This window comes from Rhodococcus sp. CH91 (genome assembly GCF_022554085.1).
Lineage (GTDB): Bacteria > Actinomycetota > Actinomycetes > Mycobacteriales > Mycobacteriaceae > Rhodococcus.
The window spans coordinates 751,659-766,345 of sequence record NZ_JAKFYR010000001.1; the positions used below are offsets into that span (position 1 = coordinate 751,659).

Here is a 14,687-nt window from a genome sequence, read left to right on the forward strand (position 1 = left end):
GGCCCGGTCATGTCCGGGGCCGTCGCCGGAAGAACTCCCGCACCGCCCGCATCGCACGGCGGAACGTCGTGTCGGTAGCGGGGCGCTCGAGGACCTCGGTGCCTCCCGCACCGAGCCGGACCGGCCAGCTGTCGTCCACGTCGTCGACCTCCCGGCCCAGCCCGCGCAGGTATTCGGCGAAGCTGCGCTGGCGTTCGGCGTGCCAGGCGGCCTGATCGGCCATGATGTCGAGTTCGGCCAGTTGCGGAAATTTCGCCACGAGCGCGCGCGTCAGGTGACCGGCTGCGAGCGCATCGGCTTCGGCCTCGTGGGGATGGGGCAGTGGCACACCGTAGGCCTCGCACACCGCCTGAAGCGTGCGTCGGCCGGGGCGGCGGGGGTCCATCTCGCGATCGATGACGTACGGATCGACGACCGTGCCGATCTCGAGTCCGGGTGTTCCGAGGCGCCGGCCCTCGGCATCGAGCACCGTCAGGTCGTAACTGGCATTGAACGCGACGACGATGTGACCACGTGCCCAGGCATCGCACACCGCCTGACGGATCTGCCGGTAACCCTCGGGATAGTCGAGACCTTCGGCGCGTGCCCGCGCGGTGGTGATGCCGTGGATCGCGGTGGTCTCCTCCGGAATCGGTATGCCCGGATCGAGTAACCAGGACCGTGTGTCGATGCGGTCGCCGACGAACGTCGCGACGCAGGCCGTGACGATCCGCGCGGTGCGAGGATCCCGGTCGGTGGTCTCGAGATCGAACGCGCAGATCGGTCTGTCCGGCCAGTGCGTCATCTCGGTCCTCGCGTCCGTCGGGTCGTCATCGTGTCGGACGCATTGTTGCGGGAGGTACCGACACGCCATCGCCGGCCGGATCCCCCGCGAGCCTCGACGAGCAGGTCAGAGCGTGTCGGTGCACACGACGAAGTTGCGCTCCCGGTACACGAACCCGCCGCCGGACATCGAGCAGTCGTTCACGTCGGCCGTGTCGAGGAGGATCTCCGTGACCTCTTCGCCCTGGACGGCGGCTCCACCGCATTCGATCCGCTGCGGATCCTCGCCCCCGAGCTCCATGCAGTCGCCGACGACCCAGTCGATGTCGAGACACAACGCGCCCACCTCGACGCCGCCGAACGATTCGAAGTAGGTCTGGTCGATATCGCCGGGGCACGTCTCGCTCGTGTTCACGATGTCGACGACCTTGTAGTTCGAACTCGCGCTGCCGCACTCCGCGTTGTCGATCGTCGCGTCGTCGACCGTGCCACCGAGAGCGACGCAGTCACCCGGCTCGACGTCGATGCTCAGGCCCGCGGAGGACGCGGTCGCCGGACCGGTGGTGGGCAGGGACACGGACGGTGCCGTCGAGGTGGCCACCGCGTCCGTGTCGGGGACCGCCTGCCCTTCGACCTGCGCCGTGCACGCGCCGAGCGCGACCGTCGCCACCACCATCACTGCGGCGCCGGCCGCCCGTCGGAGAACGTTCATGATCGGAGAGCCTACGGAAGTGCCGCCCGGGGGCTTCCGGGGTGCAACGATGTGCCGCATGGACCTGCCTGTGGTACCGCCGCTCGCACCGATGCTCGCCAAGGTTTCCTCCACCGTGCCTGCTCAGCCCGGCGACGGTCCCGCCGAGTGGGCGTACGAACCCAAATGGGACGGCTTCCGGACGATCGTCTTCCGCGACGGCGACGAAGTGGTTCTCGGTTCGCGGGGAGGGAAGGACCTCGCGCGGTACTTCCCGGAAGTCGCGGACGCGGTCCGCGCCGAGCTTCCCCGGCGGTGTGTGGTGGACGGCGAGATCGTCGTCCCGCGCGCGCACGACGGCCGCACCCGGCTCGACTGGCAGGCGCTGTCCGAGCGGATCCACCCGGCCGAGAGCCGGGTCGCATTGCTCGCCGAGCAGACTCCGGCCGTCTTCGTCGGGTTCGATCTTCTCGCGCTCGGCGACGAGAACCTGATGGAGACGCCGTTCGCCGACCGGCGCGCGCGTCTGCGCACCGAGATCGGCGGGGGCAGCAGCTGCCACGTCACGGTGGCGACCACCGACACCGGCACCGCCCGCCGGTGGTTCGAGGAGTTCGAGGGGGCCGGACTCGACGGCGTCGTCGCCAAGCGGCTCGACGGCTTCTACCTGCCCGACAAGCGGGAGATGCTCAAACTCAAGCACGCCCGCACCGCCGACTGCGTCCTGATGGGTTACCGCCGACACAAGAGCGTCGACGGTGTGGGTTCGCTGTTGCTCGGGCTGTACCACGACGGAGAACTCGCGATGGTCGGCGGAGCGTCGGCCTTCACCCGGGAGCGACGTGAGGAACTGCTCGCCGAGCTGCAACCGCTCCGTCTCGGGGACGACGTCGTCGAACAGGGGGAGCCCACGCGCTGGCGTTCGGGGGCGGACCGCAGCTGGGTGCCGCTGCGTCCCGAACGTGTCGTAGAGGTCGCGTACGACCAGATGGAAGGCGTCTCGGGGGAGGGGATGCGCTTCCGGCACGCGGCCCGGTTCCAGCGCTGGCGTCCCGACCGCGACCCCGAGAGCTGCACGTTCGACCAGCTCGAGGTGCCGGTGCGCTACGACCTGGCGGATGTACTCGACCGGACGGAGGACTGACATGGCCACGAAGCGTTCGCCCGCCGAGGAATGGGAGGTCGACGGCATTCCCGTGCGGGTGTCGAATCCCGACAAGATCTATTTCCCGCAGCTCGGCGCCGAGGCAGGAACGAAGCGGCATCTCGTGGAGTACTACCGCAGGGTAGCCACCGAGTTCGATGCCCCACTCCTGGCTGCTCTGCGCGACCGGCCGACGCACCTGCAGCGATTTCCCGACGGCATCGAAGGGGAGGAGATCTACCAGAAGCGCGCCCCGGTCAAGCGACCCGATCATGTGGAGACCTGCGAGATCACATTCCCCTCGGGCCGCACCGCCGACGCGCTGCGCGTGCGCTCGGCCGCCGACGTGGTGTGGGCGGCGAATCTCGGCACCGTCACCTTCCATCCGTGGCCGGTGCGCTGCAGCGACACCGACCTGCCCGACGAGCTGCGCATCGACCTCGATCCGCAGCCCGGCACCGATTTCGGCGACGCCCGTGCGGTTGCGCTCGAAGTCGTGCGTCCGTTGCTCGACGAACTGGGACTGACGGGCTTCCCCAAGACGTCCGGAGGGCGCGGTCTGCACATCTACCTGCGGATCGTGCCCGAATGGGACTTCGTGGGTGTCCGCCGCGCCGGGCTCGCGCTCATGCGGGAGATCGAACGCCGCAGCGACGGTCGTGCGACGACGGCGTGGTGGAAGGAGGAACGCGGCGAACGCCTGTTTCTCGACTACAACCAGAACGCGCGGGACAAGACGATCGCGTCGGCGTATTCCGTGCGGCGGACACCGATCGCCACCGTGTCGACCCCTGTGACCTGGGGCGAACTGGCCGACGCCGAGCCCGACGACTTCACGATCGCGACCGTGCCGGACCTGCTGGCGAAGCGCGGAGATCCGATGGCGGATCTCGACACGCATGCCCACTCGCTCGACGTGCTGCTCGAGATGGCGGAACGGGACGCCGCAGAGGGTCTCGGCGACCTGCCGTATCCGCCGAATCACCCCAAGATGCCGGGTGAGCCGAAACGAGTCCAGCCGTCGCGGGACACCGACCGGACGAACAGGACGTGAACTGCGGGTGGTAGAACGCCGCCGAATCGCGTCCCTGTCGTGACCTCGACCGGGAGTCCCTCCGAACCGGCAATCCATACACTGTCCGGAGGCAGTTCGTCGCGACTCGGAAAGGGTGGATGCCGTGTTTCGCTCGTGGACGTCCGATCGGATTCTCGGTGCCGGGGTGGCTCTCGCGGCCGCGGTCGGTGCCGGATTCCTCGTTCCGCAATCGGCGTCCGCGGCCACGACGTGTTCCGCACCTCCGGGTGCCGCTGCCGAGGTCGTCCAGGTCGGGGACGAGGAGGCCTGCGGCGCGACCACCGACGGCACGGCCGAGGCCTGGGGGTACGGCGAGCGTGGGGTGGGTTTCGCCGACGGCCGTGCCGGCGCGCTGGTCGGGGCAGCGGGACTCGACGGCGGGGTGGGGGCTGCGGAGAGCACCTCGGGCCGTCTGTTCGCGCTCGGCGTGGGTGCGCAGGCCCTGGCTCTCGGTGTGCTCGAAGGTCCGGGAACGGCGTTCGTCGTGGCGGGCCCGCAGTCCCAGGCGTTCGTGGGTGATGCCGACGATCCCGTGCTGTGCCAGGGGTCCGGTGCGGCGGCCTTCGATCTCGAGACCGTCCGCGGATGCATCGTCGTCGGCGATTTCCGGTACGTGACCCTCGGTGCGCAGACGCCACCGACGGACTTGCCGTAGAAAGGCCGAACTGTCGGCCTCACCGGCGGACAGCCTGTACGTAAAGTCTTCCTTTACGTTCCACGCCGTCGTAGCCTGTCGCAGAACCTACGGAGGGTGAGCGATGACGACCGGAGCAGTATTCGAGCCCGTCGGACAGGTGGCATCCGGATCGGTCGGGGCCCCGGAACAATTCGGTCCCCGGCCCGGCCGCACCGCACCGACCGAAATGCTCGTCGACCCCCGCTTCCTGCGACTCGCCGACGCGTTCTTCTCGCTGTACCGCCGCCCGCACGAGGGTGGCGGGGCGCTCACCGCCTACCTCCACGGCGAGAAGGTTCTGGACATCTGGTCCGGCTGGTCGGCTCCCGATCGGCGGTGGGCCCGCGACACGATGGCACTGTCCTTCTCGACGGGCAAGGGCGTCGCGTCGACCGTCGTACATCGTCTCGCCGAGCGCGGAGCGATCGACTATTTCGCGCCCGTGGCGCAGTACTGGCCGGAATTCGCCGCGAACGGCAAGGAGGACATCACCGTCGCGGACGTCCTCACCCACCGGGCGGGTCTGCATCGGGTGCGTGGCCTGGTGCCGGGCACCCACGGCATCCTCGACTACGAGGCGACCGTCGCGGCCCTCGCGGTGGCGACGCCCGATCGTCGGCGCGTGGGCGGGTCCGGCTACCACGCGGTGACCTACGGATGGCTCGTCGCCGAACTCGTCCAGCGGGTGACCGGACTGCCCTTCGTGGAGGTCGTGGAACGGGAGATCGCAGCGCCACTCGGCGAGCCCGATTTCTGGTATCGCGTTCCGCACGACGAGCGAGGGCGGATCGCGAAGTTGTTCCCCCGGCTCACTCCGCTCGGGTTGAACTGGGGCGCGAGTGCCGCCGTCCTGTGCCGGCTCGGGCCGACCCGCGGTCTCGCCGAGGCTGCGATGCCGGCCGGTTTCGACAGGCTCGTGCGGGATCCGGCCGTGCACGACTCAGTGATGCCCGGCTGGAACGGTGTGTTCACCGCGCGCTCTCTCGCGCGCATGTACGGCGCGATCGCCGCGGGTGGAACGATCGACGGAGTCCGCTTCCTCGACGCTGCCACGATCGACGAGATGGCCCGTGTGCGAGTGCGCAGCCGCGACTACGTACTGGGAGTGCCGATGGCGTGGCGGCTCGGCTACCACCAGCCCATCTTCGCGAGTATCCAGCGGCCGCGCGGAGCGCTCGGGCACTACGGGGTGGGTGGTTCCGGGGCGTACGCCGACCTCGACACCGGCCTGTCGCTCGCGTTCGTCACCAACCGGCTCGGCGCGGGTGCGGTGCCGCTGGGGGATCTGCGACTCGCGCGTCTGGCCGAACTGGCCCGTTCGCTCGCTCGTCGTGCGTGAATCTTCCGGGCATTTTTGCTGTTTCGGGGACGGGGGTCGCTCCCCGGCGGGACCATCCGAATCGGAGCATCGTCGATTCGAGGAGTTCAGCCATGAGCCACGTGTACCGGGTGATCGAAGTCGTAGGATCGTCGACCGCCGGAGTCGACGACGCGATCGCGAAAGCGGTGGCGCGGGCGGCGGAGACCACTCGGCATCTCGAGTGGTTCGAGACGGTCAACGTCCGCGGGCACATCGACGACGGACGGGTGGCGCACACGCAGGTCACCTTGAAGATCGGTTTCCGGATCGAGGAGAGCGCCTAGCCCGGCGGCGAGCGCTTCGGGGCGGAAACGGCATGATACATTAGCGAGAATGCGGTTCTCGACCAGACTTGGAACGTGTTATAGTCTGGGGTCCGTTCGACGTCCCCACCGGCACTGTAGGCAGGTACCACTGTGGCTTATGTAATCACCCAGGCGTGTTGCAACGACGTCTCGTGTGTCGAGGTCTGCCCGGTCAACTGCATACATCCGACGCCGGACGAAGCGCCTTTCGCGACCACGGAGATGCTGTACATCGATCCGGACACGTGCATCGATTGCGGGGCCTGCGTCGACGAGTGCCCGGTGGATGCGATCGCGGCCGACAACGAGCTGACGCCGGCGCAGGAGCCGTATCTCGAGATCAATGCCGAGTACTACCGTCGCTACCCGATCGGACCGGACTGGCCGGAGCTGCGGACCCGCCGCAAGCTGCCCGCCGAGCTGGGCACCTTGCGGGTGGCGATCGTCGGTTCCGGCCCGGCCGCGTGTTACGCGGCGATGGAGCTGGTGTCGCATGCGGCGGTGCAGGTCGACATCTTCGACCGGCTGCCCACGCCCTACGGTCTCGTCCGTGCCGGAGTGGCCCCGGATCATCAGAGCACCAAGGGCGTCGGGGATGTCTTCCGCAGCGCCATCGGGCACAAGAACACCCAGTGCTATTTCAACGTCGAGGTCGGCACCCACATCACCCACGACGAGCTGCTCGCCCATCATCACGCGGTGATCTACGCCGTCGGCGCCGCGGGCGACCGCACGCTGAACATTCCCGGTGAGGACCTCGTGGGCAGCCACGCCGCGACCGAGTTCGTGGCCTGGTACAACGGTCACCCCGATTTCGCCGACCGTACCTTCGATCTGTCCGCCGAGCGTGCGGTGATCATCGGCAACGGCAATGTCGCCCTGGATGTCGCGCGGGCGCTGGTGATGGATCCGGAGCAGCTCGCGCGCACCGACATCGCCGAGCACGCGCTCGAGGCGCTGCGCACCTCGAACATCCGTGAGGTCGTCGTGGTGGGTCGTCGGGGACCGGCGCAGGCCGCGTATACCAATCCGGAGTTGCTCGCACTCGGTTCGCTGCCCGGTGTCGATGTGATCGTCGATCCGGCCGAGGTGGAGCTCGATCCGGTCAGCCGGGCCCTGATCGACGATCCGGAGGTCGAACCGCGCCTGGCGTTGAAGGTCAAGCAGGTCGAAGGGTTCGCCCAGCGCACCGCCGCCGAGGGCAACAAGCGCATCGTGCTGCGGTATCTCGCGTCGCCGGTGGAGATCTCCGGGGACGGGGCGGTCGAATCCGTCACGCTCGAACGCAACGAACTCGTCGAGGTCGACGGACGGCTCGAAGCCCGCCCGACCGGCCGCACGGAGACCCTGTCGGCGGGGCTGGTGCTGCGCTCGATCGGTTACCGCGGTACCGCGCCGGCGGGTCTGCCCTTCGACGAGCGTCGCGGTGTGATTCCCAACGATTGCGGCCGGGTGGTCGATGCCGAGACCGGGGCTCCGGTGCCCGGCGTGTACACCGCGGGCTGGATCAAGCGTGGCCCGAGCGGTGTGATCGGTACCAACAAGCAGTGCTCGGCGGAGACGGTGGAGAAGATCCTCGACGATTTCGTCGAGGGCAGGCTGCCCGAGCCGGTCGCCGACCGGGAGAAGCTGGCCACGCTGGTCGCCGAGCGGCGCCCCGAGCACGTCGACTACCGCGGCTGGCTGCAGATCGACAAGCAGGAGAAGGCCCGGGGTTCGGCGGCGGGACGCTCGCGTCTGAAGTTCGTGTCGATCGAGGAGATGCTCGCCGCATCCCGCGTCGATTCGTGACCCGAGGGCCGCAGTCCGGAGAACCACGACCCGACGATCGTGGTTTCACCGAGGCGTGATCCCGCTCCGGCAGGGAATCCGGACCCATGGCTCAGCGAACCTCACCTGCCGTTGCGGCGTCGAATCGATGGATCGACACCGACGACGGTGTCCGCTATCCGTCCGGGGATACGCACGCGTGGACGCCCGGCACGAATCAGACCCTGTGTGGAGTCCCGCTCTCTCGCGCACGCCTCGATCGGTTCCCGCACGTGCCGTGGAGTGACGCGCTGTACTCGGCGGAACTCGGCGAACACGGTGTCGTTCCGTGTCGTCGCTGCGCCGCCGCCACGCGCAGTGACAGGCCTCGGTGGACCCGCAAGGACCCGCGGCCGTGAGCCCGCCCTGTCCGGTGATCGGCCTGTGAGTCCCTGGAGGGAAGAACTCGAGGAAGGTTCGCGCCGGGCTCGGTGTTGAGACGAGCATGCAGGTCGCCTTGTCGTTGCTGGACAGGTCCCGGACCCGCGAGGGACACACCGATGCTGCTGCGTTACAGCGGACGATGCACCGCGCGGAACTCGCCGAGACAGCCGGCTATCACCGTTTCTGGGTAGCCGAGCATCATGCTGTCCCGGGCATCGCTTCAGGCGTTCCGGCGCTGCTCATCGGAGCGATCGCAGATCGGACCAGCCGGATCCGGGTGGGGTCCGGCGGAGTGATGTTGCCCAATCACCAGCCGATCGTCGTCGCGGAACAGTTCGCCGTGCTCACGGCGCTGCACCCCGGCCGCATCGATCTGGGAGTCGGTCGTTCCCTCGGTTTCACTGCGCCCGTACGCGACGCGCTCCGCACCCACAGTGCCGGCACGGACGATTTCGAGGCGGACGTGAAAGAGTTGCAGGCCTATCTGCACGGCACGGCGGAAGTGACCGTCCGCCCTCGGGTTCCCGAAGCTCCTCCGGTTTTCGTGCTCGGCACGGGGGAAGGCCTCCGTACGGCGGCCCGTCTGGGATTGCCGGTGGTCGTCGCCGGCCCCCTCCTCCGACAGGGACCGGAACCGTTCGAGCGTTACCGCGCCGACTTCCGGCCCGGCGTGGCCGGAGCGGAGCCGTACGTGGTAGTCGGCCTGGACATCCTGATCGCCGACACCGAGGCCGAGGCCGCGGAGTTGCTGTTGCCGGAATCGTGGGCGATGGCCCTGTCGCGCGAGACGGGTTCGTTTCCGCCGTTGTCCACGGTGGAGGACATCCATCGGCAGCCGATGACCGAGCGCCGTCGACGCGTCGTCGCCGAAACCGCGAGACACGCGCTTGCCGGCACCGAGGACCGGGTAGCCGAAGGCCTGGAGAAGTTGATCGCTGCCACCGGGGCGAACGAGGTGCTCAGCTCGGCCTCCACCTTCGATACTGCTGCTCTGTACGACTCCGATGCGCGGCTGGCGCGGATCTTCGGTCTCTGCTGATCTACCGGGCGATACGGCGGCTTGACCCGGTTACCCTGCCGGTCCGCCACCAGAGGCGAGGACAGCCCGGAATTGTTCCTTCAGGGCCTCGGCGATGTCGTCGATTTCGGGGACGATGCCGGAATCGGCGATGACCGTCACGGTCAGCGTGCCGGCATAGGACAGCGCCGCGAATGCGACACCGATATTTCCCGTAGCGACGATCAGCGGCACGATCGAGGTGACCGGAGCATCGGCGACCGTCAGGGGTGACGGCGGCCCGGGCAGGTCGGACAGAAACGAGTTGACCAGATGCTGCCTGTTCACGAACCACCGGAACATCCCGACGGCCGCGAGCATCCGGAACAGCGGATTCGTCAACATGGCCGACAGGCCCCGCACCGTCGACTTCTGAGTGCGGGTGGTGCGGGCAACGGAGGTCAGACGCTGAGGCAGTGATCCTGCCAGCGGCACCCGGACGGGCATGACGCCGACCTGATTGCCCGGCTGCCCACGGGTGAGTGCAGTGCGGGCGGAGACCGGTACCGAGACGACCAACTCGGGAAGGAACTCACCGCGGGCGCGCAGAATCGCGGCCAGAGCACCACCGACGGCGACCAGCAGCACATCGTTGACCGTCGCACCCCACCGCCGTCCTGCCCGGCGGACGGCGTCCAGATCGACCTCGACCGTCCGGAGTGCACGGTGAACACCGGTCGGCGCGTTGAGCGAACATCGAGGGGCCGGCCCGCCGCCGCCCCCGCCGAGTTCCCCCCATGCCGCAGGAAGACGGGTGACGGCCCGCGGTACTCGCCGCAGAACGCGCATCCGTCCGATCAGGTTGTCGACGAACAGCTCTCCCGCCCGTGGCCTCACCGAGTCCGGGACACCGTCGTGTGCGACCTCCGGGAGGTCCGTGCCGTCGACGAGATGCGCCAGGATCGACAGCCCTCCGATCCCGTCGGCGAGGACGTGGTGCATCACCACGACCACTGCCGTGTGTCCGCGCGGATCCGCGATGTCGGTGACGACGAGCGCCCGCCAGAGCGGCCGGGACCGAGGCAGCGGACGGAGGAGCGCATCCACCGCGAGGGTCACAGCGGCGTCCCGGTCGCCGGGGGCCGGACACCGTAGCTGTGACAGATGGGCATCGATGTCGAAGTGCTCGTCGTCGAGCCAATAGGGTCGTCCGAGTCCGCGTGCGGGTTCGATCAGACGTTGCCGCAGTCGCCGTATCCTGCCGAGCCGCTCTGCGAGCACGGCCCGCAGCGCCGCCGGCTCCACCTCGTCCGCACCGGCGAGGAAGATCGCGGCACCGGCATGCAGAGGCGCCGGGCCGACATCCGAGACGAGTTCGGTGAGGTCACCGGGCCCGATGCGGTGTATCCGGCTCGAATCCGTCACTGTTCGAGGATCGCAGGTACCGGCTTCCGGTAGAGGCGAACCGGACGATGAGGAAGCGGATGCCGCCGCTCGAATCGTCAGGAGAAGTGGGCGCCGGTGATCTCGGCGCGGAAGAATTCACCGTCCGAGGCATCGCCGGTATCCCACGCGGCACGAATGCGTGAGGCGATGGTCAGGCCGTCGAAGGTGCGTTCGGCCTCGACGTTCACGGTGAACGGGTAGCGGGCGGCATCGTGTCCTGCCGGAGCGCCCCACCGGTGCATCCGTACCCTGCGCAGTGTCCCGTCCGTCGCCAGATCCAGGTGCACTCTGTCTTCGCGGCCGGCGACCGTCCAGGTGGCCGTGGCAACGTCGTCCTCTCCGCTCCACCGCGCGAGGGGGAAAGCGGTGGGCACGAAGACGCTCTCACCTGCCAGGCGGCCGGCCGCGCTGTCGCCGATCTCGCGGCCTCGAGCGGACATCACGGGAACGATTCCCCCGAGACGCCAGCGCATTCTGCCGCCTTCGGATGTGAGGGCGTCGTATCCCGAGATCGCCAGAGGGCCTACCTTCGCGGTGGCTGCCCAGATGAAACCTGTTGCCGGGACCAGGATCTGATCTGCGGTGAAGGGCCGCCACGATCCGATCCGGATCTGTCCGGACATGGTGAGCCGTGCCGATCGTGCGAGCGGGGTGTTCGCGGCCACGGCATGGGTGAGCCAACGGCGAGCGGCGGCGGGCATCTCGTCGAGGCACGCCGGGGCGAACCGGCCGCTGCCGTGGATCTCGGTCAGGACACGCCACTGCTCCCCGATGTCGCGAGCGGATCGCGGAACGGACGATGAATGGGACATACGGTGCGCCCTCCGTCGTGCTCGTGGGTCCCGGCCCGGTCCGGCCGGCTACTACGGTATGCGGTACTCACTGCCTCCGTCCTCGATCTGCACCGTCGTGAAGCGGATGTCGCCGCAGGTGCGGGGCGCGCCGGAATCGACCGGGACGAAGCCGACCGTCCAGTCCGCTGACCTGGAGAAACGCACTGGGTCCGGGCGTCCGAATTGCCGCTTCGTAACCATCCTGTGTCTAATGAACGGGTACGAGCACGCCGCGCGGGGGACACAGGGACGCGGCGCACCGCTGAACGATGGGTTGTGGAATGTTCGAAAAGCGAGCTTTGTCGAACCGCCGCCGCACGGGCCGCCGATCCGCACGGATGGGCGCAGCACTCGTGGGAGCAGCTGCCGTAGTACTGACCGCCGCCGGACCTGCGAGCGCGGCACCGTTGTGGCCCGGGGGACCGGAGGTGCCGAGCGTCCAGGAGCTGATCGAAGGCCTCACTCCGCCCGGGGTGACGCCGCCTCAGCTCCCGCCGCAGATCGTCCCGCAGGCGGCTGCGCCGTTCTCGGCTCCCTCGGTGAACCCGTCCGACGGGGAGACCGTGGGTGTCGCGCAGCCGATCATCATCAGGTTCAACGAGGCCGTCGAGGATCGTGCCGCTGCCGAACGCGCCATCCGCATCACCTCGCAGCCGCCGGTCGGTGGTCATTTCTATTGGGCGTCGAACACACAGGTGCGCTGGAAGCCGTTCGAGTTCTGGCCTGCGCACACCGCCGTCACCGTTCAGGCAGGCGACACACGGTCGTCGTTCACCATCGGTGACGCACTGGTGACGGTGGCCGACAACAACACCAAGACCATCACCGTCACACGCAACGGTGAAGTCGTGCGCACCATGCCGACCTCCTTCGGGAAGCCCGGGCACGACACGCCGAACGGCACGTACATCGTCGGGGAGAAGTACCGCGACATGTACATGGACTCGTCGACCTACGGAGTTCCGGTCGACAGCCCGGAGGGATACCGCACCTACGTCGAGTACGCGACGCGGATGTCCAACAGCGGCATCTTCCTCCACGCCGCACCCTGGTCGGTCGGCGCGCAGGGCAACACCAATGTCAGCCACGGCTGCCTCAACGTGAGCACCGAGGACGGCAAGTGGTTCTACGAGAACGCCAAGAAGGGTGACCCGGTGATCGTGCAGAACACCGCCGGCGGCACCCTCAACGGCTGGGACGGCCTCGGCGACTGGAACCTCTGAGTTCACCCGCCGTCGTGACGGCGGCCGACGCCCCCTGCTCTCCGGAGTGCGATATTCGCCCGGATCAGCAGGGGGCGTCGGCTTTTCGCGACCCCGGTCTTTCTCCCGAGGCCACCGGTTCTACTGTGCCGCCACCAGCTCGTCGATCTGGTTGATTGCGGACGAGGCCCCCTCGACCACACCCATGTCCAGTACCTGCTGGAGCGCATCGGCACTCTGGTAGGTGCCGACATAGGTTGCGCGGGTGCCGCCTTCGTGTTCGGCGAAGGTGTACACGTTCTCGGAGACGGGCAGTTCCGGCTTCGGGGTGAAATCCGCCTCTGCGAAACCGTCGAGGAACGAGAAACGCGTGGGTTCCTCGACGGCGGTGATGTCCCAGTATCCGGCGAATTTCTCGCCGCCGGGGCCGGTCATGTAGTAGGTGGTGCGGGCACCGGGCTTCAGGTCGTGGTCGACCATCGTCGCCGGGCAGTCCGGCGGTCCCCAGATCTTCTCGAGCTGACGGGGATCGGTGTAGATCTGCCAGATGCGCTCCACCGGCGCGGCGAACTCGGCGGTGATGGTCAGGGTCAGCTTGTCGGGATCGTGCCGGACGTCGGTCACAGGCATTGCTCAGCCCTCCTCGGAGGATTCGGATGCGATGAGTTCGTCGATGCGCGCGATGCGACCGCGCCAGATCTGCTCCAGCTCGGTGAGCATGGACGCCACCGACCGCACTGCTGTCACGTCACCACTTGCCAACTGCTCCCGGCCGTTGCGTCGCTTCACGAGCAGACCGGCCTTCTCCAACACGGCGACGTGTTTCTGGACCGCGGCGAAGGACATGTCGTAGTTCGCCGCGAGAGCGGACACCGAGTGCTCCCCGGCCAGGACGCGGCGCATGATGTCGCGCCGAGTCCGGTCGGCGAGCGCGTGGAACAGGGCGTCGGCCTTGTCCTCGTCATCTCCGCTCACACCACAAACATACAACCGAATAGTTGTATGTCAAGGCCTCGATGCGACGACGAGCCGGTCGCCGTAGGCGGTGCGCCGATCCTCGTCGAGGCCGTCGTCGGTGATGATGGAGGTGACCTCGTCGAGTCCGGCCACCCGCGCAAGTGCGCGCTCGTCGAATTTCGAATGATCCGTCACCACGATCGTCTTCGCGGCAGATCGGATCATCGCCCGCTTGATCGGGATCTCGAGCGTGTTGGTGTTCGTGATGCCTGCGGTGGGATGCACGGCGTCCGCGCCGAGGAACGCCCAATCGGCGGAATAATCCGAGAGGAACTGCACCGCGTGCTCCCCGACCAGGGTGTACACCGAGCCGAGGAGCTCGCCTCCGGAGACGAGGAGCCGTACGTCCGGAAAGGTCGCGACGTACTTCGCGATGCGCAGGTCGTTCGTGAGCACCGTGAGCGACGTCTTGTGGCGGAGAGCCACGGCCACTTCGTATGTGGTGGAACCGCTGTCGAGCACCACGGAGTCGCCGTCGGACACCATCGCGGCGGCCACCGCGGCGATCGCCGTCTTCTCGTCGCGGCGCACATCCTTCTTGAGGGCGTACGGCACCTCGTGGCCTGCGCCCTCGACCGGTCTCGCGCCGCCGTGCGTACGTTCGACCTTTCCTTCGCGAGCGAGGGCGTCGAGATCTCTCCGGATCGTGGAGGTGTCGACACCGAGCTCGGCCGACAAGGTCTTCGCGTCGACATATCCGTCGGCGAGTATGCGGTGGAAGATCTCACGTCGCCGTGCGGTCGCGGACACGAATACTCCTGTGGGTCTGGGGCGTCGGTGGCTGTCGGACACGGTTCGGTGCACGACCATAGCGCACGTGCGACACACCGGTGCATGGATATTGACACTGTCTGCGCTCAGTGTGCATGATTTCGTGCAGGATTTGCGCGATTGCGCGTGATCGTTTTCGCTGGCACCACGTTGTTCGGAGGTCGCACGATAATGCTGAAGTTGGGATACAAGGCGTCGGCGGAGCAGTTCGGGCC

15 protein-coding genes are annotated in these 14,687 nt (G+C 68.0%); 8 read left to right on the top strand and 7 right to left on the bottom strand.

Going from position 1 to position 14,687, the window contains the following annotated elements:
• Nucleotides 1-7 precede the first annotated feature (7 nt).
• Together MOM01_RS03550 and lppU are read right to left on the bottom strand one after the other, a co-directional pair.
• Complete coding sequence (locus MOM01_RS03550; RefSeq protein WP_241383991.1) at nucleotides 8-784, bottom strand: 3'-5' exonuclease; 777 nt, start codon at nucleotides 782-784, stop codon at nucleotides 8-10.
• Between the two features lie 105 nt (nucleotides 785-889).
• Nucleotides 890-1,474, bottom strand: coding sequence for an LppU family putative lipoprotein (lppU, locus tag MOM01_RS03555; protein ID WP_241383992.1), 585 nt, complete (start codon nucleotides 1,472-1,474; stop codon nucleotides 890-892).
• 58 nt (nucleotides 1,475-1,532) lie between these two features.
• On the opposite strand from lppU, the gene MOM01_RS03560 reads away from it, so the two are divergent.
• The 7 genes from MOM01_RS03560 (at nucleotide 1,533) to MOM01_RS03590 (ending at nucleotide 9,245) form a co-directional block, all read left to right on the top strand.
• Nucleotides 1,533-2,597: an ATP-dependent DNA ligase gene (locus MOM01_RS03560; protein WP_241383993.1), complete on the top strand. Its 1,065-nt coding sequence runs from the start codon at nucleotides 1,533-1,535 to the stop codon at nucleotides 2,595-2,597.
• 1 nt (nucleotide 2,598) lies between these two features.
• The gene (locus MOM01_RS03565) at nucleotides 2,599-3,651 is read left to right on the top strand and encodes a DNA polymerase domain-containing protein (RefSeq protein WP_241383994.1); all 1,053 of its coding nucleotides are present in this window, start codon (nucleotides 2,599-2,601) and stop codon (nucleotides 3,649-3,651) included.
• A gap of 124 nt (nucleotides 3,652-3,775) precedes the next feature.
• A complete protein-coding gene (locus tag MOM01_RS03570) occupies nucleotides 3,776-4,327 on the top strand; it encodes a DUF6764 family protein (protein WP_241383995.1) in 552 nt (183 codons plus the stop codon).
• A 103-nt stretch (nucleotides 4,328-4,430) separates the two neighbouring features.
• Nucleotides 4,431-5,687 carry a serine hydrolase domain-containing protein gene (locus MOM01_RS03575; RefSeq protein WP_374112248.1) on the top strand — a complete coding sequence of 419 codons (1,257 nt, stop codon included), beginning with the start codon at nucleotides 4,431-4,433 and terminating at the stop codon, nucleotides 5,685-5,687.
• Nucleotides 5,688-5,779: 92 nt separating this feature from the next.
• Nucleotides 5,780-5,992: a dodecin gene (locus MOM01_RS03580; protein WP_241383996.1), complete on the top strand. Its 213-nt coding sequence runs from the start codon at nucleotides 5,780-5,782 to the stop codon at nucleotides 5,990-5,992.
• Between the two features lie 132 nt (nucleotides 5,993-6,124).
• On the top strand, nucleotides 6,125-7,804 hold the full coding sequence (locus tag MOM01_RS03585) for an FAD-dependent oxidoreductase (RefSeq protein WP_241383997.1): 1,680 nt from the start codon (nucleotides 6,125-6,127) through the stop codon (nucleotides 7,802-7,804).
• Nucleotides 7,805-8,267: 463 nt separating this feature from the next.
• Entirely contained in the window at nucleotides 8,268-9,245 is a 978-nt protein-coding gene (locus MOM01_RS03590; RefSeq protein ID WP_241383998.1) for an MsnO8 family LLM class oxidoreductase, read from the top strand.
• Nucleotides 9,246-9,275: 30 nt separating this feature from the next.
• Here MOM01_RS03590 and MOM01_RS03595 read toward each other — a convergent pair whose 3' ends face one another.
• Together MOM01_RS03595 and MOM01_RS03600 are read right to left on the bottom strand one after the other, a co-directional pair.
• A complete protein-coding gene (locus MOM01_RS03595) occupies nucleotides 9,276-10,628 on the bottom strand; it encodes a wax ester/triacylglycerol synthase domain-containing protein (protein WP_241383999.1) in 1,353 nt (450 codons plus the stop codon).
• A gap of 77 nt (nucleotides 10,629-10,705) precedes the next feature.
• Entirely contained in the window at nucleotides 10,706-11,461 is a 756-nt protein-coding gene (locus MOM01_RS03600; RefSeq protein WP_241384000.1) for a DUF6544 family protein, read from the bottom strand.
• A 302-nt stretch (nucleotides 11,462-11,763) separates the two neighbouring features.
• Between MOM01_RS03600 and MOM01_RS03605 the strand changes: the two genes are divergently transcribed.
• Entirely contained in the window at nucleotides 11,764-12,705 is a 942-nt protein-coding gene (locus MOM01_RS03605) for a L,D-transpeptidase (protein WP_374112249.1), read from the top strand.
• A 120-nt stretch (nucleotides 12,706-12,825) separates the two neighbouring features.
• On the opposite strand, the gene MOM01_RS03610 is transcribed toward MOM01_RS03605, so the two are convergent.
• The 3 genes from MOM01_RS03610 to MOM01_RS03620 are packed head-to-tail and all read right to left on the bottom strand — an operon-like array spanning nucleotide 12,826 to nucleotide 14,451.
• A complete protein-coding gene (locus MOM01_RS03610; RefSeq protein ID WP_241384002.1) occupies nucleotides 12,826-13,314 on the bottom strand; it encodes an SRPBCC family protein in 489 nt (162 codons plus the stop codon).
• 3 nt (nucleotides 13,315-13,317) lie between these two features.
• Entirely contained in the window at nucleotides 13,318-13,659 is a 342-nt protein-coding gene (locus MOM01_RS03615; protein ID WP_241384003.1) for an ArsR/SmtB family transcription factor, read from the bottom strand.
• A 30-nt stretch (nucleotides 13,660-13,689) separates the two neighbouring features.
• A complete protein-coding gene (locus MOM01_RS03620; RefSeq protein ID WP_241384004.1) occupies nucleotides 13,690-14,451 on the bottom strand; it encodes a DeoR/GlpR family DNA-binding transcription regulator in 762 nt (253 codons plus the stop codon).
• Nucleotides 14,452-14,687: the final 236 nt, after the last annotated feature.